Source organism: candidate division TA06 bacterium, assembly GCA_004376575.1.
GTDB lineage: Bacteria > Hydrothermota > DG-26 > E44-bin18 > E44-bin18 > E44-bin18.
The window spans coordinates 34,203-58,311 of record SOJN01000080.1 but is presented as its reverse complement, the minus strand read 5'-3'; the positions used below and the strand labels follow the sequence as shown (position 1 = coordinate 58,311).

The window sequence follows — 24,109 nt, the reverse complement described above, 5'->3', positions numbered from 1 at the left end:
GCAGAAAGGGTGTTTGGGAAGACCATGCTTCGTGACATAATCGATTTTCTTTTCCCTCCCTTTTGCCTGGTGTGCAAGGCGCCGCTCTTCAAGAATGAGCGCACAATATGTGATGCGTGCTATCTCAGAATAAGACCTGTAGATTCGCCGTACTGTCAGGTCTGCGGCAGGCCACTAAGACGTGCTGGCCTGTGCAGGGCTTGCGAGAGATATGGAAAGGCATACGTGAGACGCAGGGCGGTGGGAATCTATGAATCAGTACTCGCAGAAGCGATAAAGTCCCTCAAGTACAGGAGCCGCCTGTCCATTGCCAAGAAACTGGGCAAAATGATGTCGCGACTTGCGCTCGCAGACTCAGAGATGAGCCGTGTGGACGCAATTGTCCCTGTCCCGCTACATCGAGTAAGGCAGAGAGAAAGGGGTTACAATCAGGCACTTCTCCTCTCAAAGGAAATCTCAAGGGAGATGAATCTTCCCGTGGTTGCCAAGAGCCTGGTGAGAACAAAGTTCACAAAACAGCAGACAAGGCTTTCCAGAAAGAAAAGGAGGGGAAATGTTGCCGGAGCGTTCAAGGTTCTGGATCGAGAATCAGTAAGAGATAAACAGATTCTCCTCGTTGACGATGTGACCACCACCGGCGCCACACTTGAGGAATGCACGAAGGCATTGCTGGATGCCGGGGCGTGTGCTGTATACTGCTTAACTGCTGCGAACGCACTCACTTGATACTTATGGGGAAGCTGATAGCCTATGCAATGAAGTTCTTGACTCGACCATCCTATGTGAATATTATCTCTTGGATATCTGAGTTAATGAGCCTGGGAGGAGGAGTTCAGACATGAAAAACATCAGCGTGGAAGTTGAGTACTTCAAAGAGGCCGGTGAGGTTAATACCGCCAGAGTTCTTGATCTTGTCTCAAAGCGCGCAAATGAGTTAGGCATAGATACTGTAGTCGTCGCCTCGACAAGAGGTGATACAGGCGTGAAGGCTGTAGAAAGGTTTAAGGGTAAGAAGGTAATAGTCGTGACGCATTCTGCCGGATTCTCAGAGACGGATGTCCAGCAGTTGAGGGAGGAGTACCGAAAGGCAATTGAGAAGAACGGAGGCAAGATCCTTACGTGCCAGCACGCATTCGGCGGCGTAGGTAGAGCGGTCAGGAAGAAGTTCGGTACATATATGACAGAAGAGATTGTTGCGTACACCCTCCGCATATTCGGTGAAGGGATGAAGGTCGCCTGTGAAACTGTCCTCATGGCCATGGATGCCGGACTGATAAGCGGCAACAAGGACGTTATCGCTGTTGCTGGGACATCCAAGGGTGCGGACACCGCCTGTGTAATCAGGCCTGCGAACGTCCACATGTTCTTCGACCTGAAAGTAAGAGAAATCATCTGCAAACCAAGACTGGACTGAGGAGGAGCCTATGTTCAAGCTTTGCTCAATCTTGGTGGCTATTCTACTTCTACTTGCAGCCGGCACCTGCTGGGCCAAGATGGTCTCAGATCCTGATAAGGCTACAAGTATTGGAGATACTCTTTCCCTGCCACAAGCAAAAGTCCTCGGAAAATTGTCAGTAGAAGAAGCAATCTCTGCCAGACGTTCTGTTCGGTCATTCAAGGAGCAGGATCTCACTCTCTTCCAGATTTCTCAGCTTTTCTGGGCAGCCCAGGGCGTGACCGAGACAGCTGCCTGGAGGAGAAGAGCAGCACCGTCAGCAGGTGCGCTTTATCCGCTTGAGGTTTATGTGCTCTGGCGGAATATGCTATGGCACTATCTGCCAGAAATCCATTCCATTGAGCTCAACAGAAAAGGGATAGCACAGGACGATTTGGCTGATGCGAGCCTGGGGCAGTCCGCAATAAGACAGGCGCCAGCTTGCTTCGTCATTTCCGGCTTTTACTCGCGCACGGCAGCAAAATATGGGAAGCGTGCTCAGAGATATGTCCACATAGAGGTTGGCCACGCTGCTGAAAATCTTCTTCTACAGACCATTGCGCTCGGTCTTGGGGGCGTCACGATAGGCGCTTTCCAGGATGCCGAGGTGAAGAGACTCCTCAATTTGTCTGAAGATGAAGCACCTCTTTATGTTATTCCAGTGGGTCACAAGAAGACGAGGTGAAAGCGTGAAAGACCGGGGCGGCCCGGAGAAGAAAGAGGACAAACCAAGGCTGCTTTTGCATACCTGCTGCGGACCGTGCGCTCTCGGAGTCATAGACAGGCTCAAGAACGACTACGAGATAACTTGCTATTTCTACAATCCCAACATCCATCCAGAAGCCGAATACGGATTCAGACTCGACCAGGCAAGAGAGATGTCAAAAATCATGAAGGCCTCATTCATCGACGACGAATACGATATAGACATCTGGTTTGAGAAGGCCAAGGGGTTAGAGAATGAGCCCGAGGGTGGGAAAAGGTGCGAGATATGCTTCCGCAAGAGGCTTCAAAGGACGGGCGGCAAGGCGAAGCTAATCGGGGCAGACTATTTCGCAACCACGTTGACCATAGGCCCCCAGAAGAATGCCACCCTCATAAATGCAATAGGCAAGCGTGTTTCCATGGAAGTAGGAGTTGCATTTCTGGAAGGTGACTGGAAAAAGAATGAAGGTTTTAAGAGGAGCGTCGAGCTCTCAAAGAAGTATGGTTTGATCAGGCAGGACTATTGCGGCTGCAAGTATAGCAGATAGAACGAAAAACACGAAATTACGAAACTACGAAATTGCGAAATTGAAAACCTAAGATGTACTTTCACGCCCAAAGTACGCATAAAGCTATCGTACAGTGTACCTCATATAGCGTACGGGTGATTTGGAGGCTGAGAGCTGTGGTAGGGTGAACGGGGGGCGATCCAGCAATTTCGAAGGTGTTAGGGAGGGTTGGGAGGAATTTCGCAGTTTCGTAGGTGCAGGGTGGGTAGATGGGAATTTCGACGGTGGGGGGGGACGGCGCGAGGGGAATTTCGTAGTTTCATGTTTGGTCTTGACAGAATTTTGTGTTAACATAGAATAGTCATACTATGAAAAAGATAAGCATACCGGTTGAACTGGGCTGGGCGAGTCCGGGGACTGTATTAGACCTTGCGTCCCTGGAACTGTACTATTTTAGAGCTAAGGTGCTTGAGGGAAAAGAGGCTCCTAAGAATGCCATGAAGGACACTTACATCTTCTGTGTCACTGGAAGTCTCGAAGCTGTGGTGAGAGATACGTCCGAAAAGGTGCAAGAAGGCGACTTACTCGAGATTAGCGAGGGCGAGGAATATGTCCTCCACGCTCGGGAGAGGGCAGTGGTTCTCATCCTTGAAGCCTGAAAAGAAAGGTGGTTGCGGCTGATGAGCTACAAGAATCTGCTCGTCGATAAGAAGGATGGATATGCTGTTGTGACCGTGAGCCGTCCTCAGGTCCTGAATGCCCTCAATAAACGAACCGTAGCGGAGATTCTCCAGTGCTTCGATGAGCTCGCCAGCGATAAGAACGTAAAGGCTGTCATAGTTACCGGGAGCGGCGACAAGTCATTCGTGGCCGGCGCGGACATAAGTGAACTGAACGCAGCAGACAGAGAAGGAGGCCTGGAGATCACCCGCAACGGCCAGGCCGCATTTGGTAAGATTGAGGCTCTTCCCAAGCCAGTAATAGCCGCGGTCAACGGGTACGCTCTTGGTGGAGGCTGTGAACTTGCCATGGCATGTGACATAAGAATCGCTTCTGAAAAGGCGAAATTCGGCCAGCCAGAGGTGACTCTGGGCCTCATTCCTGGATATGGGGGGACCCAGAGGCTTTCCAGGCTTGTGGGGAAGGGCAAAGCAAAAGAGCTCATACTGACGGGAGAGGTGATTGATGCTCAGGAGGCTTTGAGGATTGGCCTTGTGGAGAGAGTTGTTCCCCATGAGAAGTTGATGAGTGAGGTCAAAGCCCTTGCCGCCAAACTGGCGGACCTGGGACCCATTGCATTGAGACTTGCGAAGAACTCTATAGATACTGGTTTCGACATGCCCATGGCTGAAGCACTGAAAGTGGAATCTGAGAGATTTGGTGAAGTCTGCGACACAGAGGACAAGAATGAAGGGACGAAGGCTTTTCTTGAAAAGCGAAAGCCTCAGTTCAAAGGAAAGTAGTCTTTCTCGACAAGCTGAAGAGAGGAGCCGTCCGCTTGACGACTAGATTGCAGTTGATTGAGTGCATACCGGAGTTCAATCTGATTCAGGACGCAGAGCTCAGGGAGAAATGTATTCGTGTCTGGCAAAGAGCCCTGGAAGCCGGGGGCTGGGAAATGGAGGCTTTACTCAAGATGCCGTTCACGCTATTGCTGGAAGATGCAAAGGTTAACATCATAGAACATACCCGCCTGGTTACCAACATATGTATCGCAGCAAAGGACCATCTCAAGACGGCATATTTGGACTCTATCCAGATCAAGGATGACTACGTGGTTGCATGCGGTCTCTTGCACGATGTAGGGAAGCTTTTGGAAATTGGGCAAGCTGAGGATGGGAAGTTTGTGAAGACAAAATCCGGCCAACTTCTGAGACACCCATTTTCAGGCGTGGGCCTCTGTTACCTGGAAGACATACCAGAAGAGATAATCCATGCCGTGGCCTGCCATTCGAAAGAGGGCGAGGGTCAACGGAAAACTCCCGAGGCCATAATACTCCACCACGCTGACTTTATCACATTTGAAACACTGACGTGAGGTGAGGTTTGGGGAGAACCTTTGCTGAGAAGGTTTTGGCAGAGAATGCAGGGCTCGATTCAGCGAAGGCAGGAGAGATCGTTGATGCCAGGCCCGATTTTGTACTGTCTCATGACAACACGGCAGACATATCCAGGAAGTTCCTCTCCATCGGCACAGATAAGGTCTGGGATCCGAACCGCATAGTCATCGTTCTCGACCACTGTGTTCCTGCGGCTACTGAGAAGTATGCTCTCAACCACAAAGTAATAAGGGATTTTGTACAGCAGCAGGACATAACCAACTTCTACGATATCAACTCGGGTGTGTGCCATCAGGTCATGGTTGAGAGGGGGCACGCCCTCCCTGGAAGCCTCGTCCTGGGTGCTGATTCCCATACAACCTCTTATGGTGCACTTGGCGCTTTTTCCGCAGGGGTGGGAAGGAGCGAAGTTGCTGCCATCTACGCGACTGGCAGATTATGGTTGAGAGTTCCTCAGACAATGAGAATTCAGATAAGCGGTAAACTGTCCGAGAGAGTCTCTCCCAAAGATCTAATTCTATACATTATTGGGGAGCTTGGCGCTGACGCTGCTATCTATAAAGCAGTCGAGTTTGCTGGTGAGACAATTAGCGATCTATCTGTTGGTGGGAGGATGACGCTCTGCAACATGGGCGCGGAGATGGGAGCGAAGATAGCCTACGTAGCACCGGACGACAGGATCTTTGACTGGCTACAAACACGTACAAATACTGGATATAAAGTGGTCGTTTCTGATGGGGATGCTGAATACGAGAAGACGGTGGAGTTTGATGTGGGGAGTCTTGTTCCTCAAGTAGCTTGTCCACATACGGTAGACAACGTCAAGCCGGTAAATGAGTTAAGAGACGTCAAGATTGACCAAGTTCTGATAGGGACATGCACAAATGGGAGGGTAGAAGACCTGAAGGAGGCTGCGGAGATCCTGGAGGGTAAGTCCTTAGGCAAGGGGATGAGGCTCCTCGTATTTCCTGCATCAACTGAGGTTTACAGGGAAGCGCTGAGTGAGGGGATAATAGAAACGCTCAGTGAGAGCGGAGCTGTAATCATGAACCCTGGCTGCGGGCCATGTCTTGGTGCTCATGAGGGTGCGCTTGCGCCAGGAGAGGTTTGTTTGAGCACAGCGAACCGTAATTTCAAAGGGAGGATGGGCTGCAAAGATGCCCAAGTCTACCTCGCAAGCCCGGCAACTGCAGCGGCAACGGCCTTGAGGGGAGTAATCACTGACCCGAGGGATCTCTGAGAGGAGGATTGCGTAGTGGGCAAAGTCTGGAAGTACGGCAATGACGTTAACACAGACGTAATCTTTCCTGGTAAGTACACCTACACTGTTACTGATCCACAGGAGATAGCAGGCCACGCGCTGGAAGACCTGGATCCGGATTTTGCAGGCAAGGTCGAGAAGGGCGATATAATAGTCGCGGGCAGCAACTTCGGGTGCGGTTCATCCAGAGAGCAGGCCGCGTCCTGCCTTAAATACGCTGGAGTTGAAGGAGTCATCGCAGAGTCTTTCGCCAGGATATTCTACAGGAATGCAATCAACTTCGGACTTCCCGCGATAGTATGCCCTGACGCGGCCGGAACTCTGAAGCCCGGTGAAATCATCGAAATTGACCTGGTCAGTGGAGAGATACGCGCCAAAGACAAGGTCTATGAGTTTGTTCCGTTTCCGGAATTCATAATGGAAATAATAAGAGATGGCGGTTTGCTGGCCCATATCAAGAAGGAGCTGGAAACAAATGGCTAAACATAGAATTGCAGTCCTTCCAGGTGACGGAATCGGAAAAGATGTGATGGAAGCGGCAATGATCGTCCTGAAAGCCCTGAAGCTAGATACTGAGTATGTTTACGGAGATGTTGGATGGGAATTCTGGTGTCATGAGGGTGAACCTCTTCCTCAGAGAACAATAGACATGATGAAGACGACTGAGTGCTGTCTTTTTGGGGCCATAACCTCCAAGCCGAGGGAAGAGGCCGCGAAGGAGATTGATCCTGAGCTCGCAGACAAGGGGTACGTCTACTTCAGCCCAATCGTCAGATTGAGGCAGGAGTTTGATCTGTATACAAACATGAGACCCTGCAAGGCATATCCTGGCAATCCCCTGAACTACAGAGATGGTATTGACCTTGTCGTGTTTCGTGAAAACACAGAAGGACTATACTGCGGTGTTGAGTTCCAGCCGCTGCCCGAGAAATTGAAGGCCCTTCTTCTCGAAAAGCACAAGAAGATGTCGAAATTCAAGGATGTTGATTGTGAAGACATAGCATTGTCTTGCAGGATATTCACCAGGAAAGGGTGCCAGAGGATCCTGAAGAGCGCGTTCAATTATGCGAAGAAGAATGGCAGGAAGACCGTGACAGTCGTCGAAAAACCGAACGTGATCCGTGAGACGAGCGGGCTGATGGTGGGAGAAGCGAGGAAGATGGCGTCTGAGTATCCGGGAGTGGAACTGTGGGAAGCAAACATTGACGCCATGTGTATGTGGCTTGTCAAGAATCCTCAAGACTACGGTGTTCTTGTCTCTTCGAACATGTTCGGGGATATAATCTCTGACCTTTGCGGACAGCTTGTTGGCGGACTGGGGTTCTCCCCGAGCGCGAACATAGGTGACGATTACGCGTTGTTCGAACCGACACATGGGTCAGCACCAAAGTATGCAGGCCAGTACAAAGTTAATCCAACTGCCATGCTCATATCCACGAAGCTGATGCTCGAACACATAGGTGAGCAGGAGATGTCAAACAAGCTTGAAGATTCAATTGCAGCTGTTATCAGGGCGGAGAAGGTGCGGACGTACGATATGGGAGGAAAGAACACTACACTTGAGGTTGCAGAAGAGGTAGCAAGAAACCTTTAGCTCAGCATGTTCGCCATGGGCAATACTGTAATTGAGAAGATAATCAAGAATCATACGAGTGACGAGGTCGCACCGGGGAAGGTAGTGTGGATGGATCTCGATCTCAGGTCAGCGCGTGATTTTGGGGGCGCAAACGTCGTGAAGAATTTCGAACGCGAATATGCTGGAAGCAGTGTCGGGGATAGATCCAAAACCTTTTTCACCTTTGACTGCGTGGTGCCGGCAAAGAATGTGCCCTACGCCAACAACCAGCAGATCTGCAGGGACTTTGCAGAGGTGCAAGGGATAAGGGTTTTCGATGTCGACATGGGGATAGGGACACACGTCCTCATGGAACAGGGGCTGGTTCTGCCAGGTCTCATTGTTGTCGGCACCGACAGCCACATGAATATCCTCGGAGCCGTGGGAGCGTTTGGACAGGGAATGGGAGATCAAGACATTGCTTTTGCTTTCAAGACTGGGAAAGTCTGGTTTGAAGTCCCGGAGACTGTAAAGGTGGAGGTCAACGGTTCATATTCGCCTCCATCTTCGGCAAAGGATTTGATACTTGCTGTCTTGAACGTCTTGAAGACTGAGAGAGCGCTGGGCAAGTGCATTGAGTTCTATGGAGAGACCATAGAGGAATTGCCCCTCTCAGGAAGAATCACGGTTGCAAGCATGGCCACAGAAATGGGTGCAATAGCAGCCTTTATTCCACCTGGCAAGGAGGTTCTGCAGTTCTGTGGCGAGAGATCTGGCAAAAAGAAGTTGACTGTCATGAACGCGGACGAGGATGTCTCATATGCAGACGAACTGGCGATTGACGTTGAAGACCTCAAGCCCCAGATATCACTTCCAGGAAGGCCTGACAACGTGAAGCCTGTGGACGAGCTTGCGGGAACAAAAGTAACCTCAGTCTTCTTTGGTTCATGCACGAACGGCAGGTTCGACGATTTCCAAACTGCTGCCAACATACTCAAGGACAACAGGGTGGCTGCGGGTGTGATGGCCAAGGCGGTTCCAGCAACAAAAGAAGTCTATGGTGAAATGCTGAAAACCGGCGTTCTTAAAATCCTTTTTGAGGCAGGCGTCATAGTTTCCAATCCAGGTTGCGGGGGATGTGCCAGTGGACAGATAGGCATGACCGGTGCTGGCGAAATACAAATAAGCACGAGTAACCGCAACTTTGCAGGAAAGCAGGGGGCGGGGGAGACATACCTGGCAAGCGCTGCTACGGCGGCAGCGACTGCCATAAAAGGACAAATCACAAATCCACTGGAGTTTGTGTAGAGTGGCCAGGCCGAAAAACATAAAGGGGAAAGTATGGGTGATCGCTGGCAAGGACGGCCTTCTCGTACATGATATCGATACGGACCAGATTTTCCACAACTCACACCTTGCGGTCACAGACATAGAAAAGATGGGCCAGTACGCCTTTGGCAATCTGAAGGGTTGGGAGGGGTTTCCAGAAAAAGTGGGGAAGAGTGACATAATTGTTGTCGGCAAGAACTTCGGATGCGGTTCCTCGAGACAACAGGCAGTCGACTGCTTTCGCAGTCTTGGCGTTTCTGCTGTAGTTGCGATCTCATTCGGAGCCATCTACAAGAGGAATGCAGTGAATAGCGGGCTTGCGATACTGGCAATCCCTTCAATGGAAGTGAAACCTCCTCTTCAGAGTGGTGATGAGATAGAGTTGGATCTGGAATCGGGCAATGTGACTGATTTGACAAGGAAGGTTGTCATTCAAGGCAATTCTGCATCCAAGGTAGAGCTGGACATATATGAAGCGGGAGGCCTGTTCGCGTACGGCCGGACACTTAAGACGTAAGACGGGCGCACCTAGAAGCCCGAAATTAGGAAATTCCCTTCCCATCTTACCTCCTCCCCCCGAAATTGCGAAACTGAAAACATTGAAACCACGAGATTTCACGAGATTCACACAGATTCAAACCACATCCTTATGGCTCAACCCAAACCAGAAGAACAATCTTGTGAAAATCCCTGTCCTTCGTAGTTCGAAAGCGTCAGTCCTCCGTAGCCGAATATGGCGAAGGAGGAAGCGAAGGAGGGTGTGTTAATCTGTGGTTCCAGGGGTCAAGCTGACAGCTGAAAGCTTCTCTTCGTACAACATACAGCGTATAGCGTACAGCGCTTTCGGGCTTGACTTGCGGTGTACAGCACAGTATAATACAGTAGTGCAAAGTGGAGGTAACGATGCCTGAGAGAAAAGACCCGTTGAGAGTTGATACCGTTGGTGTGACTATCAAGATAATGACGGAACCATTTGTTATTAATACGACAAGGGGCTACGCACCTGCGGTTAATGTCCGGGTTGAAGATACAGGCGAGGAGCGGACAATGTTCATTGGAGCGAAATCCCTTGCCGACCCTCTCCAGCACATGGTGGAGTCGAATGGTGGTAGGTTTTCTGGACTGAAGCTCAGCCTGAAGAAGCAGTCTGACGACCGATATGCCGGGTATCTTGTTAATGAGGTGAAGGACTGACCTCTGCTGAAGATCAGAGACTCTAACGACAATTCGAGGCAGCTCTCCTTTCCAGGCATGTTGCCCAGAGTGGTATCTGGTTCCAATCAAGACGATAGCCGGGTCTGGTTAGCCATTCTCAACAGAGAAAAAGCAGGAGCAAATGGCAAAACTCGTTCTCATATGTGTCTCCATGGTTCTTTCAGGTGCTATGGTGGCTCCACTATTTGCAGGGTTTGGGGATGTGGTCTTTCAGTTTGAGGGACCCAGCGGCAGGCCCTCAGGACTCTGCTTTGATGGTCAATACATTTGTGTTGTTGATAGTACCTCTAATATCATTTACAAGTACGATCCGGACAGCGGCGACATGGTCGGATCTCTGATTCTTGGTGCCGGTTGGCAAATAGGCGGGCTCGGTTGGGACGGCGCCTTTTTCTGGATGGGCGAAGATTTCGAAAAGCGCATCAATAAGATAAATCCAGTGAATGGGGAGAGGCTCTATTTTATCGACGCTCCCGCCGAATCAAACCAGAGCGTCTGGGGTGTGGCCTACGGGAATGGACATGTCTGGTCAACTAACCATTCCTCACCTTCAGCAGCATATGAACAGGATCCTATATCGGGATTCGTGTTCACGGAATTCCAGGCCCCGGGGCTAGAAGCCTCAGGGCTCGCCTTTGATGGTTCAGATGTGTGGATCGCTGACACTGAAAGAGATTCAATATTCAGAGTTTCACAAACCGGCACAGTTGAGACTTGCTTTCTCGCCCCGGGTGACCAGCCAAAAGGGCTTGGTTTTGATGGTACTTACCTCTGGAATGTGGATGCAGGTACGAATCTGGTTTACAAGATTGACATTTCAGAGACAGGCATTGAAGAATCAAACACCCTGGGTCCAGGTACTGGGATCAGTCTTAGTGTCTATCCGAACCCGTTCAGGCTCAAGACCGACATCAGGCTGAGCATGAATGGCACTACGGATATGGGACAACCCATCATTCTCCGCATATATGACTCACTTGGCCGCCTGGTCTGTACATGTGAATCGGACAATGGCTCGTTTGTGTGGGGAGGAACAGATTCTCAGGGCAAGCCCGTCGCTTCCGGCGTTTACTTCTTCAGGGTCGGCGCGGGCAGTAGCTCGTTTTCAAAGGCGGCCTACCTCATCAAGTAGCATTCTTCTCTCTATCTATCGATTGACCCAACTGAATTGAAATTGGGGTTGACAGTGGGGAAGGGAGTGTGTAGTCTTTTTTGTCTCTCGAATCCCGGGGCGACATTTTGACAGAGAGAAAGGTCAAGATTATCAATAAGTTAGGCTTACACGCCCGGCCTGCCGCCATGCTCGTCAAGACCGCAGGAAAATACAAGTCCGAGGTGACGCTTTCAAAAGACGACATGGAAGTGAATGCCAAATCAATAATGGGAGTCATGATGCTGGCTGCGGAGAAGGGGAGCATTGTGACCATAAGGGCAGAAGGAGAGGACGAGGCAGAGGTAGTGGATGCCCTGGTTGGGCTTGTGGAAAGGAAGTTTGATGAGGACTAGGCGGGAAAAGGTTCTTAGAGGTCTGTGCGCGTCACCAGGGATAGCTGTTGGTGAGGTGTACATGGTCGACAGAGAAAATCCTTCTGTTGCCGCCAAGTCCATAGATAATGACAAGATTGATTCGGAAATCGAAAAGTTTCACCGCGCGATAACTGAGGCTAAGGCTGAGCTCACCGAGCTGAAGACGAAAGTTTCTGAAGACCTGGGTGATGGTCATGCGATGTTCCTTGATGCTCAATTACTCGTGCTGGATGACGTGGCTGTAATCAAGGATACCGAAAATAAGATCAGAAAGGAACGGAGAAACGCAGAATCTGTTTTCTATGATACAGTCCATCGGGCGATAAAAAGGCTGTCGAGTGTTGGTGATAGTTATCTGAGAGAGAGGTCTGCGGACCTGGAAGACGTCTCCAGGAGAGTTCTCTGCCATCTTGACCGCTCTTGTGTACTTAGCTTTGCCCTCCCAGAGAAAGAGGTTGTTGTCGTTGCTGACAACCTGAGCCCTTCTGACACGGCAAAGCTTCACGGCCACCAGGTTCTTGGTTTTGCGACCCAGCACGGTGGAACGACATCGCACGCAGCCATAATGGCCAGAGCCCTTGAGATTCCAGCAGTGGTTGGTCTGACGCATGAGTTGAAAGACATTCAGGATGGGGACAGAATGATTGTTGATGGCAATAGAGGGATAGTCATCGTCAATCCTAAGGAACCTACCCTTAGAAACTATGAGCAGGATAAGAAAAGATATGAGCGGTTCTGTGAACGCCTTATGCTTCTCAAAGATCAGCCCGCCACCACGTTCGATGGGCGTTCGGTCGAACTTTCCGGTAATATCGAAATGCCCGGGGAGGTGACTACCGCTATCGCCCGGGGAGCCAAGGGCATAGGCCTGTACAGGACGGAGTTCCTTTTCCTTGCCACTGAAAAGCCACCCAGTGAGGAAGAGCAGTACGCGGCATACGCCACGGTCGCAGAAAGGGTCTATCCAGAATCTGTGATAATCAGGACCCTGGACATTGGCGGAGACAAAATTACAGAGAATATCAGCGAGCCAAACCCATTCATGGGGTGGAGGGCTATCAGGATATCTCTGTCGGAGATTGAGTTCTTCAAGCAGCAACTCCGGGCGATCCTTCGGGCCAGCGTGAAAGAAAATGTAAAGATAATGTTTCCCATGATCTCCATGATTGAAGAACTGAGGCAGGCGAGGTCAATTCTTGAAGAAACCAAAGTTGAACTACGGAAGAGGGGCATTCCTTTTCACGACAAGATAGAAGTTGGCATAATGGTCGAGACGCCTGCTGCAGCGCTCTCTGCAACTCACCTTGCCAAGGAATGCGACTTCTTCTCAATTGGTTCGAACGACCTGACCCAATACACTATTGCCGTTGATCGTACAAACGAACGAGTAGCCTACCTCTACGAGCCTCTGCATCCGGCTGTGCTCAAACTGATCAAAATGACGATTGACGCTGGTCACGATAACGACATCTGGGTCGGAGTGTGCGGCGAAATGGCTGGAGATCCGCTGGCTGTTCCCGTTCTCATTGGTCTGGACGTGGACGAGCTTTCTACCAGCCCCATCGTTCTACTCGAGACGAAGAAGATTATAAGAGGAATACACTCGGATGAAGCGAGGGCCATGGCTGAGAAAGTCATGTTGCTCAACAGTCCGGAAGAAATCAGATCATACCTTAGAGAACAACTCGAGCGGAAGTTTCCCGATCTGGCAAAGGTTCTCTTTGACGACGGAGAAGATTAAGCTTGGAAAGACTGGATGATCCCGGGTATATTACCAAGCTCGATAAATCCAAGATGCGGATGCTCATTGGCAACCTGCCTGACCAATTCTCTATGGCAAGCAAGAGCTTTCAGGAAGCCAAATTGAACTTGAAAGCACGCTTCAGTTCGGTGGTCGTAGCCGGGATGGGTGGTTCGGCCATTGGCGGGGATTTGGTCAGTGCATATCTCTCCTCGAACCTTCCTGCACCGGTTTGGGTGGTCAGGAATTATGAAGTACCATCCTTCGTAACCAGGAATACACTTCTTATTGCCGTGAGCTATTCTGGCAACACAGAGGAGACTCTGAGCGCTTTTGAGGATGGTAAGAGAAAGAGAGCTCGGATTGTGTGCATAGCAAGTGGGGGCAGTCTCACGGAAATTGCAAAATCGGAGTCAATCCCCTTCTTGACCGTTCCTAGGGGGATGCCACCCAGGTGTGCAATCGGGTTTCTTAGCACTTCTATTCTACTATCTATCGGCCTCGCCTTTGACGTTTCGGGACTTACAACCGAGCTTGAAGAAGTGGGAGATGTCCTGAAGAAAATGAAGAATGTTCTTGAACCTGATAACCCAGTGAAGAAGAACCCTGCCAAGAAAATAGCTGGAAAGCTGGCACACAAACTGCCGTTCGTATACTCCTCGAGCAGAATGACCGACCCGGTCGCAAGAAGATGGTCGACTCAGATCAACGAGAATGCAAAGAGTCTATGCCATTACAGCAGTCTGCCTGAGCTTGACCACAATGAAATCGTCGGTTGGGGGATTCCGAGGGAAGTCTCGTACGCTTCCCATGTCCTGTTTCTTGATCCTGGCAACCTCTCTGAGAAACTAAGGAGAAGGCTTGCGGTTACGAAGGAGATCATCTCCCAGATGGCCGAAGTGGAGAGCTTGACGGCCAGCGGAACTGGGAACCTTGCCAGGCTCTTCTCTCTGGTTTTCCTGGGTGACTATGTCAGTTTCTATCTGGCAATGCTGAACGGGGTGGACCCGACTCCCATAGAGCGTATTGATCTCTTGAAGAAAAGGCTCAAGGAAGGACACTGATGGGCAAACTGGAAGTTGTCATACCTGTCGCAGGCGTGGGCAAGCGGCTCAGACCTCATACCTACTCCATGCCCAAGGCGCTTATCCATGTGGCAGGGAAGCCCATTCTGGGGCACATCCTGGACGAGGTGGAAAGCCTGAGACCATCAAAGGTGGTCCTGGTGGTCGGCCACGCGGCCAGCATGATAAAGGAGTACGTGAAAAAAAAGAGAAATAGCGTATACAAATTCGTACACCAGCCTCAGCCAAAGGGGATTGGCCACGCCGTATCGCTTGCCGGACAGGAGCTGAGTGGTGGCCCTCTTCTCATAATACTTGGTGATACAATATTCAAGACAGACCTCAAGCGCGTGATAAGCAAAAGAAAAAACGCGATAGGGGTTAAGCGAGTGAGTGATCCGTCCCGCTTCGGAGTTGTTGAGGTGCAGGGAGGGAGGATCAGAAGGGTCATCGAAAAGCCAAAAAGACCAACGAGCAACCTGGCCATAGTAGGAATATACTACATCGAGGACTCCCGCGTGCTGCTGGAAGAGCTGGACAGGCTGGTCTCTTCTGGAAAGAGCACAAAGGGTGAGTTCCAATTCACAGATGGTCTCGCGGGAATGGTGAAGAGAGGTCTGCGCCTTGGAACCTTCAAGGTGGAAGGATGGTATGACTGCGGCACCGTCAAGGCAACTCTGGATGCCAATGTGAGTCTGTTGGAGCTCTCAGGGGGGAACAGGCGCCGCTTCAAAGATTCGGTTGTGCTGAAGCCCAGTTATGTGGACAGGTCGGCAACGATACTGCGGTCGGTCATTGGCCCTCATACGACCGTCGCCAAAGGGGCTGTTATAATAGACTCGGCTGTAAGAAGCTCCATCGTCGAAGCCGGAGCCAGGATAGAGAACACCATACTGGAACGCTCGCTCGTTGGTCGTGCGGCACGGATTGAGGGAAAGGCAGCAAGCGTGAACGCTTCTGAGCTTTCCAAGCTGTCTTATCTATAGTTATTCAGAGGATCCGGAGGATAGCAATGTCCAAATTCGCCATATTGACTTCAGAATCAGTAACTGAAGGACACCCGGACAAGATCTGCGATCAAATATCAGATGCGATTCTCGATGCTGTACTTTCCGGGGATAAGGAAGGGAGAGTTGCCTGCGAAACTCTGGTGACCAATGGACTTGTCCTTGTGGCCGGTGAAATAACGACCAGTTGCTACGTGGACATCCCGGCCATAGCCCGAACAGTCATACATGATATCGGATATGATGATCCTGCCCTTGGGTTTGACTGGGAGAGCTGCGCAGTTCTGGCTTCAATCCAGGAACAGTCTTCAGACATAAAGGTCGGTGTGGACATAGGCGGCGCGGGAGACCAGGGAATCATGTACGGTTTTGCATGCAGAGATACCGAGGTGTTGATGCCCATGCCAATCTATCTGGCTCACAAACTCGCCAGAAGGCTGGCAGAGGTGAGGAAAAAAGGAGAGTTGGACCACCTGAGGCCAGATGGCAAGTCTCAGGTTACGGTAGAGTACCGTGATGGGAAGCCGGTAAGAGTTGACTCTGTGGTAGTAGCAGCCCAGCATAGTGAAAGCATCTCCGAGCTGACGTTAAAGGAGCAAGTTATAGAGCTCGTTGTGAAGAAAGAGATTGACGAACACCTCCTCGACAGCAAGACCAAATTCTTCGTCAACCCGACAGGGCGGTTCGTCAAGGGTGGTCCACAAGCAGATACCGGGGTGACTGGAAGGAAGATAATCGTGGACACTTATGGTGGCGTGGGAAGCCATGGGGGGGGATGCTTTTCAGGGAAGGATCCCACGAAGGTGGACAGGTCAGCGTCGTATGCGGCCAGGCACATAGCAAAGAACGTGGTCGCGAGTGGCCTGACAGACCGCTGTGAGGTCCAGCTTTCCTACGTTATCGGCGTTTCTCAGCCAATGGCTGTGAATCTAAATACGTTCGGCAGCTGCGATGACGAAAACCTGTCGAAGGTTATCAAAGATATATACGACCTATCCCCCGCTGGAATGATCAAGAAATTCGATCTGCTCAGGCCAATGTTCAAGAGGACCGCCTGCTACGGCCACTTCGGCCGTGAGGAAAAGGGATTCACGTGGGAGCTGAGGGATACAGCAGACAGCATAAAGACAGGAGCAGAGGCATGAAGAACCATGTGAAGGATGTTTCGTTTTCGGAGGAGGGCTTGACGAAGATAGAATGGGCTGATGCAAACATGCCTGTTCTTGAATCAATAAGAGATGAATTTGAAAAGAGCAAGCCCCTGAAAGGATTGAGAGTTGCCTGCTGTCTCCACGTCACCACTGAAACAGCTAACCTCATGAGGACCTTGAGGGCTGGAGGAGCAGAGGTAAAGCTGTGTGGGTCAAATCCACTTTCTACTTCTGACGATGTTGCGGCCTCGCTGGTGAAAGACTTCGGCATTCCGGTATTTGCCATCAGAGGAGAAGATGACAAGACTTATTATGACCACATAGAAAGCGTCCTGGACATGAAACCGCACGTAACCATGGACGACGGTGCTGACCTCATATCATCACTCCATTCAAAACGGAGCGAGCTCGTTGGGGGTGTGCTGGGAGGTACTGAGGAGACTACCACCGGAGTGATTCGCCTGAAGAACATGGAAAAGGACAGTGCTCTCAAGTATCCGGTCATCGCAGTCAATGAATCTAAGACCAAGCATCTTTTCGATAACAGATATGGGACCGGACAGTCGACAATAGATGGTATCTTGAGGGCCACAAATACTCTCATCGCAGGGTCAGTCTTTGTGGTGGCAGGGTATGGCTGGTGCGGCCGGGGCATAGCGATGAGAGCACTTGGCATGGGAGCCCGAGTAATTGTTACTGAGGTGAATCCTGTGAAAGGGCTGGAAGCGATCATGGACGGGTTTCAGGTGATGCCAATTGAGGAAGCGGCGAAAATAGGGGACATCTTTGTAACTGCCACGGGAAACAAGCATGTCATTGCTGCAGAGCTGTTTGAGCTGATGAAGAATAGAGCCATCCTTGCCAACTCCGGCCACTTTGATGTTGAAATTGACGTAAAAGGTCTTGAAAAAGCGGCCAAGTCCAAAAAGAGAATCAGGGAGTCTGCCGAGGAGTATGTGCTTCCCAATGGGAGAAAAGTAGTACTTCTGGCTCAGGGGAGGCTCGTCAATCTTTCAGCAGCAGAGGGGCACCCAGCCAGGGTAATGGACATGAGTTTTGCGAATCAGTCACTGGCAGCAAAACACATCAAGGATAACCATTCGAGTCTGGAGAAAAGGGTTTACACACTCCCGGATGAGATTGATCACCAGATAGCGATGCTCAAGCTGGAATCCCTGGGGGTGTCAATTGATGAGCTTACCGACGAGCAGAAAGCATACCTCGCGGCATGGCAAGAAGGAACATAATTTAGGGCTATACGCTGTACGATAGCTCACATCAGGAAGAAAAACCATGTCATTGCGAGAAGCGTGAGCGACGAAGCAATCTGGCTCAAGCAGATCCTTCGCTTCCGCTCAGGACGAAAAATACCTCATGCCCTCTACCGATGGCATGGGTCTTTTTCGTTTTCGATTTTCATGTTCAGGGTTCTCGTGGTTTCAAGGGTTACGCGTTTAACTGAAACCTCTGGAACCACAGATTAACACAGATTCCCACAAGATTATTCTTTTGGCTTGGGTTAAGCGATAAGGATGGGGTTTGAATCTGTGATAATCTTGTGTAATCTCGTGGTTATGAGGGTTGTGTAATGAAACGGATTGAGTGTCTGGTTGCAGTTCCAATACTGGCGCTTGGGTCTGTCTTTGGCACAGTGGGAGACGAGGGCCCGGTACGTATTGGATTGGGCGATTACCTGCCAGAGCTTTCCTTCAGCTTTGTTCTGGGCGAGGATGATGCAAGATACCTTGGGCTCAGGGCCGGTGAGCCCCTCAACCTGAACAAAATAGATGCTGATCTAGTCATCATCGAACTCTTCATAACCCAGTGTTTCAAATGTGAGAAGCAGGTTCCCATATACGAAGAGGCCTTCAAAGCCGTATCGAGTGATTCTGAGATTAGAGACAGGGTAGCTTTCATTGGTATTGGCATTGGCAATTCTATAACATCTGTTCGCGCGTTCAAGGAGACGCACTCTGTATCATTCCCGCTTGTGCCGGACGATTCATTGTCAGCCTTCAAACAGCTCGGAGAACCAGGAAGAGCCCCATACACTTTATTTGCGAGGAAGACAGAGGACGGTAGGAGACTTGTCGTCAGCACGCACGGCGGTCCTTTCCGCTCCGCCAAGGATCTGCTGGACGAGATTAGAGTGACATTGGAATATGAACTGTCCCTCATCAGAGGTGAACCCCGCATGCAAGAAGTCGCCCAGGATATAGAATGTGTCATCTCAGCGGAGGAGATAAGAAGGTTGATAACGCAGACCGTAGATACCCTTTCAGGCAAGACCAGAAGAATAGACTTGGTGAAATTGAAGTCCAAAGACTCGGTCTATGTCATCAGAGCCGGATATGGTCGGCAGAGGAGAAAGCTATTCGCAAAACTAGAAAGCAGGAGAACAATCTGCGGGGACTGCCACGATACGCATTTCGTCTATGTTTTTGACGAGGTGGGCAAAATAGTCGACTTCATTCCAATCAGCCTGAGCAAGATAGCAAACATGGACTGGGACGAGGATGATGTAGAGTTCATGAAGGATAGGCTTATAGGCCATTCAGTCCTGGGTGGCGAGGGATTCGACCTGGAGGTGGATGCAGTGACAGGCGCAACCATCACCAGCATATTGATATTTGACAGCCTGAGAAATGGAAAGAGGCTATATCAAGAACTTGTCGCGGAAGGACACTTACCATAAGCTGTAGGCTGTAAAGCTGTAAGACGAAAACACAGGTGTCAGTCGTCAGCTATCAGCCCAAACCAAAACAAGCTGTGAAAGATGAGAAATGGAGCTGTCAGTGCTGGGCCATAGTGCTGTAGACGGCGAGTGGGGCCTCGATTGGCTCAGGACTGGCGATTGACAACCGAGAGCTGTGTCATAGCTTACAGCTTATAGCCTATAGCTTTAGGTTGGGAACATTTTCAGCTTGACAGTCGTCGTAAGCTTTGATAGTCTAGTAGATTAGGTATTGGGGCTTCGAGCGGAGGAAAAAATGAAAACCCTGACGATCTCAATTCTTTTTGTGTTCACGGCGGGGTCTGTTTTTGCAGCATCTGGGGCAGGGACCGCCGCATTCAACTTCCTCAAGATAGGCATTGGGCCGCGTGCTCTCGGCATGGGCGGTGCCTATACTGCAGTGGCAGATGATGCTACTTCCATCCACTGGAATCCGGCTGGGCTTACGGAGATGGAAGGCGCTAAACTAGCATTCGGCTACACCAAGTACATGGCTGGTATCAACTCCGGTTTCCTGGCATATGCAAAACCAATGGGCGTCAACTCATACCTTGGAGCCATGATCAATGGCTTCTATGTTGGTGGTTTAACCAGGACTGACGAGAACAATATCGAGCTCGGCGAGTTCGGCTCTTCGATGTTGGTTCCAAGAGTGGCTTATGCTAGAAGGCTCAGTGAGAACCTTTCTGCTGGTGTGGCGGTCAAGCTCATTTATCAGTCTATAGACACCTTCAACAGCTACGGTATGGCACTGGATGTAGGCGGGAGTTATGCGCCGACTGAGGTACCATACTCTTTTGCTGTGGTGGTCCAGAATTTGGGCCAGCAGCTAAAGGCTTTCGTCGAGGAGAAAGACCTTCCTCCGATTACCGCAAAGGTTGGGGGAGTATACAGGCATAGAGAAGCACCTTTTCTAGTCGGACTGGATGCAGGGAAATCAATTGACAGTGATATCTTCTTCTCCTTGGGTGCGGAATACTGGGTGAATGAGATGTTGGGATTGAGGTTTGGATATTACTCATTGGGGCGGGACCTCCACTCAGGCTCTGACGCGGACATACTTGGAGGCCTATCTTTCGGCCTCGGCTTGAAGTGGAAGAAATATGATTTGGACTACGCCCTTGTCCCCAAAGTAGATTTTGGTTATGTGCACAGGCTCTCAATCTCGTTAGATATGTGATCTGGGGGGAGCTGATAGTCCAGGGAATAGAGTCAAGAAGATAGTGCGGGCAGCCTCAGGGATACTGCCCGTATTTTCTTCCAGGAGGGGAGGATGCGGTTTTTCAAACGGAGGCCCAGGCGGAGGAAATCGCCACTTAGAGATTGGTTTGAATCAATAGTCATCGCAATCATAAGTGCTCTCATACTGAGGGCCTTTGTGGTTCAGGCTTTCAAGATTCCATCGGGCTCCATGGAAAAGACTCTGCTCGTTGGAGATTTTCTCTTGGTGAACAAGTTCCTTTACGGGACAAAAAAGGGTGACGTTCTCATCGTCAATTTCTTGCGAGAAGGAGGACTTGGAAAGATACTCGGTCTACCCAAAGGTCATAGTCGATTCTTAGATGGCAGGATACTACCGATTCGGCAGCCTAAGAGGGGAGACATAATCGTTTTCAGATATCCTTTTGAGAATCGAGATTTCATAAAGCGGTGCATCGGATTACCTGGCGATACCGTTGAGGTTAAAGACAAGATGGTGTACGTAAACGGAGCTGCCATAGAAGAACCATATGTTACTCACACAGACCGCTATGTGACGCCCGGTCTGACCCTTGACAATGAGAATTACCAGGAAGCGTGGCAATCCGGCCAGTTCATCCACATAGGCAGGCTGTGCAGGGACAATTTTGGCCCGGTTGAGGTTCCACAAGACAGTTATTTCATGATGGGGGACAACAGAGACAACTCGGAGGACTCAAGATTCTGGGGCCCACTCCACAACAGATTCATCAAGGGTAAAGCGGTGATCCTGTACTGGTCGTGGAAGAAATGGACCCCACTCTGGAGGTTCTGGCATAAGATTAGGTGGAGACGCATAGGTAAATTGATAAAATAAGACTCAATTGACTTGATAAGGTCTTGACAAATGCCATGTGCAATGTTATATTATAGCCGAAAGGCACAAAAGCATGGATAGGCGAGGTAAGTTCAAGATATGAAAAAACTTGACAAGAGCAAACCCAGACCTGTGAAGAAAGTCTCTACCAAGAAGGCTTCTTCGAAGAAGGCCGTTTCCAAGAAGGTCGCTGCGCAGAAAGCAAAGAAGGAGAAGAAACCCAGGAGGGAGCCGGCCAAGGAGATGGAGATGAGAAAGCTGCGAAACGAGCTCAAGAAAGAGCAAGAGGCATCTAAAGACTATCGTGATAAGTGCTTACGGGCTTTGGCTGACCTAGCTAACTATCGCAAGAGGGTAAGACAAGAACGCCAAATAGCTTCCGAGGCCTCGAATGATAGGCTGATCTATGAGATACTTCCCGTACTTGACAATTTCGAGCGCGCTCTTGGTCCAGCAAATCCCAAGGACGGGGAGTCGTTCAAGCAGGGGATCGAACTCATCTACAACATGCTCAGGGCTGTCCTGGAACAAGCAGGTGTAAAGGACTTCTGCTCAGTTGGGGAGGAGTTCAATCCCGCAAGACATGAGGCAATCTACGCGCTTGAGTCCGAGGACCATCCGGCGCAAACAATCATTAACGAAATTCAAAAGGGTTATATGAGAAATGCCCGGTTGCTCAGGCCGGCTCAAGTAACTGTATCAAAAGGCTGTCCGCAGACTCCAGATCAGGAAGCAGAGGACGCGGATGAGTCACAGAAGGATGAGTAATAGTTTTCGATAAGGGAGGAGTTGCAAATGCCAAGAAAATCAAAGGTAATTGGGATTGACTTAGGAACCACAAACTCTTGCGTGGCAATCGTTGAAGGTGGAGAGGCCACAGTCATCCCGAATCCTGATGGAGGAAGGGTAACACCCTCGGTGGTGGCATACTCAAAGACTTCGGAGAGAATCGTCGGGATACTCGCGAAGAGACAGCAGGTTGCCAACCCCGAGGACACGGTCTATTCAATAAAGAGGTTCATGGGCCGAAGGTATGCTGAGGTTCCCGAAGAGATCAAGTTGGTGCCATACAGGCTGACCGAGGCGGATAATGGCGATGTGAGGGTGAAGATAGGAGGGAAAGATTACAGCCCACCTGAAATCTCTGCCATGATCCTCCAGTATCTCAAAAAGGCAGCGGAGAGTTATCTTGGAGAATCGGTAAAACAGGCGGTAGTAACCGTTCCTGCCTATTTCAATGATTCTCAGAGGCAGGCGACGAAAGATGCAGGGAAGATTGCTGGTCTGGAAGTTCTCCGTATTATCAATGAACCCACTGCTGCCTCTCTGGCCTACGGCCTTGAGAGGAAGAAGAACGAGAAGATCGCAGTGTACGATCTGGGCGGCGGGACTTTTGACATTTCTATTCTTGAGATTGGTGAAGGCGTTTTTGAAGTACTTTCAACGAACGGAGATACCCATCTGGGCGGCGACAACTTCGATGAGAGAATAGTGGACTGGATGGCAGAGGAATTCAAGAAAGAAAGCGGAATCAGTCTCAAACAGGACAAGACCGCCCTACAGAGGCTCAGAGAGGGTGCGGAAAAGGCCAAGTGCGAGCTTTCGACGACACTTGAAACGAACATAAACCTTCCGTTCATTACATCAGATGAATCCGGGCCAAGGCATCTTGACATGAAGCTGACCAGAGCGAAACTGATTTCACTTGTTGGTGACCTGGTTGAAAGAACCATGGGACCGTGCAGACAAGCCATGAAAGATGCGAGCATGACTCCAGAAGACATTGACGAGGTGATACTCGTGGGAGGAATGACCAGGATGCCGGCTGTTCAGGACAAGGTTAAGCAGTTTTTTCAGAAGGAGCCCCACAAAGGTATCAACCCTGACGAGGTTGTCGCAATGGGAGCAGCAATTCAGGGAGCTGTCCTCGCAGGAGAGGTGAAGGATATTCTTCTTCTTGATGTCACACCCCTCTCACTGGGAATTGAGACATTGGGCTCTGTGATGACTAGAATCATCGATAAAAATACGACGATACCGTCCAGGAAGAGCCAGATTTTCACCACTGCTGCTGACAACCAGCCCGCTGTCACGATACATGTTCTCCAGGGCGAACGTGAAATGGCTCCTGACAATCGGACTCTGGGCAGGTTTGAGCTGGTGGGCATTCCGCCCGCACCAAGAGGTGTTCCTCAGGTGGAGGTGGCCTTTGACATCGATGCTGACGGGATTCTTCACGTCTCAGCAAAGGATCTGGCCACACAGAAAGAGCAGAAGATAAGGATAACTGCTTCGAGCGGACTGTCAGAGGAAGAGGTCAGTAAGATGGTGGGGGAGGCGAAAGAACACGAGGCAGAGGATAGGAGAATCAAGGCTCTGATCGATGTGCGAAATCAGGCTGATACGCTCATCTACAGCGTTGAAAGAACCACAAGGCAGTTCAAAGAAAAAGTGTCTGGGCCGGAGCGGAAGGCGATTGCAAAGGCGATTGATAAGCTGAGGAAGAGTGTCAAGGGCAGTGACAGGGATGAGATCATGAAGGACATTGATGCGCTGCAGAGGGTATCATATGCGCTTGCTGAGGGGATGTACGCCAAGGCTGGAGCAGGAGAAGGAGGCCCTTCCGAAGAGGAACCAAAACAGCAAACAGGGCGAGGAGGTGAATCCAAGGATGCCGACAGGGGAGATGAAGAGGCTGTCGATGCCGATTACGAGGTTATGGACGAGGGTGAAAACAAGTAATCCCCTGTTTCGATAGCT

General features: G+C 50.3%; 25 protein-coding genes. All 25 read left to right on the top strand.

The window, feature by feature from the left end:
* Nucleotides 1-9: 9 nt before the first annotated feature.
* Nucleotides 10-726, top strand: coding sequence for a ComF family protein (locus tag E3J62_07280; GenBank protein ID TET45553.1), 717 nt, complete (start codon nucleotides 10-12; stop codon nucleotides 724-726).
* A 112-nt stretch (nucleotides 727-838) separates the two neighbouring features.
* Nucleotides 839-1,414 carry a hypothetical protein gene (locus E3J62_07275; GenBank protein ID TET45552.1) on the top strand — a complete coding sequence of 192 codons (576 nt, stop codon included), beginning with the start codon at nucleotides 839-841 and terminating at the stop codon, nucleotides 1,412-1,414.
* Between the two features lie 10 nt (nucleotides 1,415-1,424).
* Nucleotides 1,425-2,120, top strand: coding sequence for a SagB/ThcOx family dehydrogenase (locus E3J62_07270; protein TET45551.1), 696 nt, complete (start codon nucleotides 1,425-1,427; stop codon nucleotides 2,118-2,120).
* Nucleotides 2,086-2,688, top strand: coding sequence for an epoxyqueuosine reductase QueH (locus tag E3J62_07265; protein ID TET45550.1), 603 nt, complete (start codon nucleotides 2,086-2,088; stop codon nucleotides 2,686-2,688). The genes E3J62_07270 and E3J62_07265 overlap by 35 nt, the downstream gene beginning before the upstream one ends.
* A gap of 329 nt (nucleotides 2,689-3,017) precedes the next feature.
* Complete coding sequence (locus E3J62_07260) at nucleotides 3,018-3,308, top strand: hypothetical protein (GenBank protein TET45549.1); 291 nt, start codon at nucleotides 3,018-3,020, stop codon at nucleotides 3,306-3,308.
* 18 nt (nucleotides 3,309-3,326) lie between these two features.
* The gene (locus E3J62_07255; protein TET45597.1) at nucleotides 3,327-4,112 is read left to right on the top strand and encodes a hypothetical protein; all 786 of its coding nucleotides are present in this window, start codon (nucleotides 3,327-3,329) and stop codon (nucleotides 4,110-4,112) included.
* A 47-nt stretch (nucleotides 4,113-4,159) separates the two neighbouring features.
* Complete coding sequence (locus tag E3J62_07250; protein TET45596.1) at nucleotides 4,160-4,687, top strand: HD domain-containing protein; 528 nt, start codon at nucleotides 4,160-4,162, stop codon at nucleotides 4,685-4,687.
* 8 nt (nucleotides 4,688-4,695) lie between these two features.
* Complete coding sequence (locus tag E3J62_07245; protein TET45548.1) at nucleotides 4,696-5,949, top strand: 3-isopropylmalate dehydratase large subunit; 1,254 nt, start codon at nucleotides 4,696-4,698, stop codon at nucleotides 5,947-5,949.
* Between the two features lie 15 nt (nucleotides 5,950-5,964).
* The gene (locus tag E3J62_07240; GenBank protein TET45547.1) at nucleotides 5,965-6,453 is read left to right on the top strand and encodes a 3-isopropylmalate dehydratase small subunit; all 489 of its coding nucleotides are present in this window, start codon (nucleotides 5,965-5,967) and stop codon (nucleotides 6,451-6,453) included.
* Nucleotides 6,446-7,564: an isocitrate/isopropylmalate dehydrogenase family protein gene (locus tag E3J62_07235; GenBank protein ID TET45546.1), complete on the top strand. Its 1,119-nt coding sequence runs from the start codon at nucleotides 6,446-6,448 to the stop codon at nucleotides 7,562-7,564. Before E3J62_07240 ends, E3J62_07235 begins: the two co-directional genes overlap by 8 nt.
* A gap of 15 nt (nucleotides 7,565-7,579) precedes the next feature.
* The gene (locus tag E3J62_07230; GenBank protein ID TET45545.1) at nucleotides 7,580-8,833 is read left to right on the top strand and encodes a homoaconitate hydratase family protein; all 1,254 of its coding nucleotides are present in this window, start codon (nucleotides 7,580-7,582) and stop codon (nucleotides 8,831-8,833) included.
* Nucleotide 8,834: 1 nt separating this feature from the next.
* Complete coding sequence (locus tag E3J62_07225) at nucleotides 8,835-9,371, top strand: 3-isopropylmalate dehydratase (protein TET45544.1); 537 nt, start codon at nucleotides 8,835-8,837, stop codon at nucleotides 9,369-9,371.
* A gap of 386 nt (nucleotides 9,372-9,757) precedes the next feature.
* On the top strand, nucleotides 9,758-10,048 hold the full coding sequence (locus tag E3J62_07220; protein TET45543.1) for a hypothetical protein: 291 nt from the start codon (nucleotides 9,758-9,760) through the stop codon (nucleotides 10,046-10,048).
* Between the two features lie 142 nt (nucleotides 10,049-10,190).
* On the top strand, nucleotides 10,191-11,201 hold the full coding sequence (locus E3J62_07215; GenBank protein TET45542.1) for a T9SS type A sorting domain-containing protein: 1,011 nt from the start codon (nucleotides 10,191-10,193) through the stop codon (nucleotides 11,199-11,201).
* 107 nt (nucleotides 11,202-11,308) lie between these two features.
* Entirely contained in the window at nucleotides 11,309-11,575 is a 267-nt protein-coding gene (locus tag E3J62_07210) for an HPr family phosphocarrier protein (GenBank protein TET45541.1), read from the top strand.
* A complete protein-coding gene (gene ptsP, locus E3J62_07205) occupies nucleotides 11,532-13,337 on the top strand; it encodes a phosphoenolpyruvate--protein phosphotransferase (protein TET45540.1) in 1,806 nt (601 codons plus the stop codon). Before E3J62_07210 ends, ptsP begins: the two co-directional genes overlap by 44 nt.
* A gap of 2 nt (nucleotides 13,338-13,339) precedes the next feature.
* Nucleotides 13,340-14,401: a bifunctional phosphoglucose/phosphomannose isomerase gene (locus E3J62_07200; GenBank protein ID TET45539.1), complete on the top strand. Its 1,062-nt coding sequence runs from the start codon at nucleotides 13,340-13,342 to the stop codon at nucleotides 14,399-14,401.
* Entirely contained in the window at nucleotides 14,401-15,387 is a 987-nt protein-coding gene (locus E3J62_07195; GenBank protein TET45538.1) for a nucleotidyl transferase, read from the top strand. Before E3J62_07200 ends, E3J62_07195 begins: the two co-directional genes overlap by 1 nt.
* Nucleotides 15,388-15,413: 26 nt before the next feature.
* Nucleotides 15,414-16,553, top strand: coding sequence for a methionine adenosyltransferase (locus tag E3J62_07190; protein TET45537.1), 1,140 nt, complete (start codon nucleotides 15,414-15,416; stop codon nucleotides 16,551-16,553).
* Nucleotides 16,550-17,806 carry an adenosylhomocysteinase gene (locus E3J62_07185; protein ID TET45536.1) on the top strand — a complete coding sequence of 419 codons (1,257 nt, stop codon included), beginning with the start codon at nucleotides 16,550-16,552 and terminating at the stop codon, nucleotides 17,804-17,806. The genes E3J62_07190 and E3J62_07185 overlap by 4 nt, the downstream gene beginning before the upstream one ends.
* A 341-nt stretch (nucleotides 17,807-18,147) precedes the next feature.
* A complete protein-coding gene (locus tag E3J62_07180; GenBank protein TET45535.1) occupies nucleotides 18,148-19,254 on the top strand; it encodes a hypothetical protein in 1,107 nt (368 codons plus the stop codon).
* A 295-nt stretch (nucleotides 19,255-19,549) separates the two neighbouring features.
* Nucleotides 19,550-20,473 carry a PorV/PorQ family protein gene (locus E3J62_07175; GenBank protein ID TET45534.1) on the top strand — a complete coding sequence of 308 codons (924 nt, stop codon included), beginning with the start codon at nucleotides 19,550-19,552 and terminating at the stop codon, nucleotides 20,471-20,473.
* Nucleotides 20,474-20,566: 93 nt separating this feature from the next.
* Nucleotides 20,567-21,349: a signal peptidase I gene (gene lepB, locus E3J62_07170; protein ID TET45533.1), complete on the top strand. Its 783-nt coding sequence runs from the start codon at nucleotides 20,567-20,569 to the stop codon at nucleotides 21,347-21,349.
* A gap of 99 nt (nucleotides 21,350-21,448) precedes the next feature.
* Nucleotides 21,449-22,117, top strand: coding sequence for a nucleotide exchange factor GrpE (locus E3J62_07165; protein ID TET45532.1), 669 nt, complete (start codon nucleotides 21,449-21,451; stop codon nucleotides 22,115-22,117).
* Nucleotides 22,118-22,144: 27 nt separating this feature from the next.
* The gene (gene dnaK / locus E3J62_07160) at nucleotides 22,145-24,091 is read left to right on the top strand and encodes a molecular chaperone DnaK (GenBank protein ID TET45531.1); all 1,947 of its coding nucleotides are present in this window, start codon (nucleotides 22,145-22,147) and stop codon (nucleotides 24,089-24,091) included.
* The last annotated feature ends 18 nt before the right edge of the window (nucleotides 24,092-24,109 follow it).

What these genes read in the sequence shown, in the direction of transcription:
- E3J62_07275 (TET45552.1), top strand. Translation starts at nt 839, where the DNA reads ATGAAAAACATCAGCGTGGAAGTTGAGTACTTCAAAGAGGCCGGTGAG.
- E3J62_07270 (TET45551.1), top strand. Translation starts at nt 1,425, where the DNA reads ATGTTCAAGCTTTGCTCAATCTTGGTGGCTATTCTACTTCTACTTGCA.
- E3J62_07265 (TET45550.1), top strand. Translation starts at nt 2,086, where the DNA reads ATGTTATTCCAGTGGGTCACAAGAAGACGAGGTGAAAGCGTGAAAGAC.
- E3J62_07260 (TET45549.1), top strand. Translation starts at nt 3,018, where the DNA reads ATGAAAAAGATAAGCATACCGGTTGAACTGGGCTGGGCGAGTCCGGGG.
- E3J62_07235 (TET45546.1), top strand. Translation starts at nt 6,446, where the DNA reads ATGGCTAAACATAGAATTGCAGTCCTTCCAGGTGACGGAATCGGAAAA.
- E3J62_07230 (TET45545.1), top strand. Translation starts at nt 7,580, where the DNA reads ATGGGCAATACTGTAATTGAGAAGATAATCAAGAATCATACGAGTGAC.
- E3J62_07220 (TET45543.1), top strand. Translation starts at nt 9,758, where the DNA reads ATGCCTGAGAGAAAAGACCCGTTGAGAGTTGATACCGTTGGTGTGACT.
- E3J62_07215 (TET45542.1), top strand. Translation starts at nt 10,191, where the DNA reads ATGGCAAAACTCGTTCTCATATGTGTCTCCATGGTTCTTTCAGGTGCT.
- ptsP (TET45540.1), top strand. Translation starts at nt 11,532, where the DNA reads ATGCCCTGGTTGGGCTTGTGGAAAGGAAGTTTGATGAGGACTAGGCGG.
- E3J62_07195 (TET45538.1), top strand. Translation starts at nt 14,401, where the DNA reads ATGGGCAAACTGGAAGTTGTCATACCTGTCGCAGGCGTGGGCAAGCGG.
- E3J62_07190 (TET45537.1), top strand. Translation starts at nt 15,414, where the DNA reads ATGTCCAAATTCGCCATATTGACTTCAGAATCAGTAACTGAAGGACAC.
- E3J62_07185 (TET45536.1), top strand. Translation starts at nt 16,550, where the DNA reads ATGAAGAACCATGTGAAGGATGTTTCGTTTTCGGAGGAGGGCTTGACG.
- E3J62_07180 (TET45535.1), top strand. Translation starts at nt 18,148, where the DNA reads ATGAAACGGATTGAGTGTCTGGTTGCAGTTCCAATACTGGCGCTTGGG.
- E3J62_07175 (TET45534.1), top strand. Translation starts at nt 19,550, where the DNA reads ATGAAAACCCTGACGATCTCAATTCTTTTTGTGTTCACGGCGGGGTCT.
- lepB (TET45533.1), top strand. Translation starts at nt 20,567, where the DNA reads ATGCGGTTTTTCAAACGGAGGCCCAGGCGGAGGAAATCGCCACTTAGA.
- E3J62_07165 (TET45532.1), top strand. Translation starts at nt 21,449, where the DNA reads ATGAAAAAACTTGACAAGAGCAAACCCAGACCTGTGAAGAAAGTCTCT.
- dnaK (TET45531.1), top strand. Translation starts at nt 22,145, where the DNA reads ATGCCAAGAAAATCAAAGGTAATTGGGATTGACTTAGGAACCACAAAC.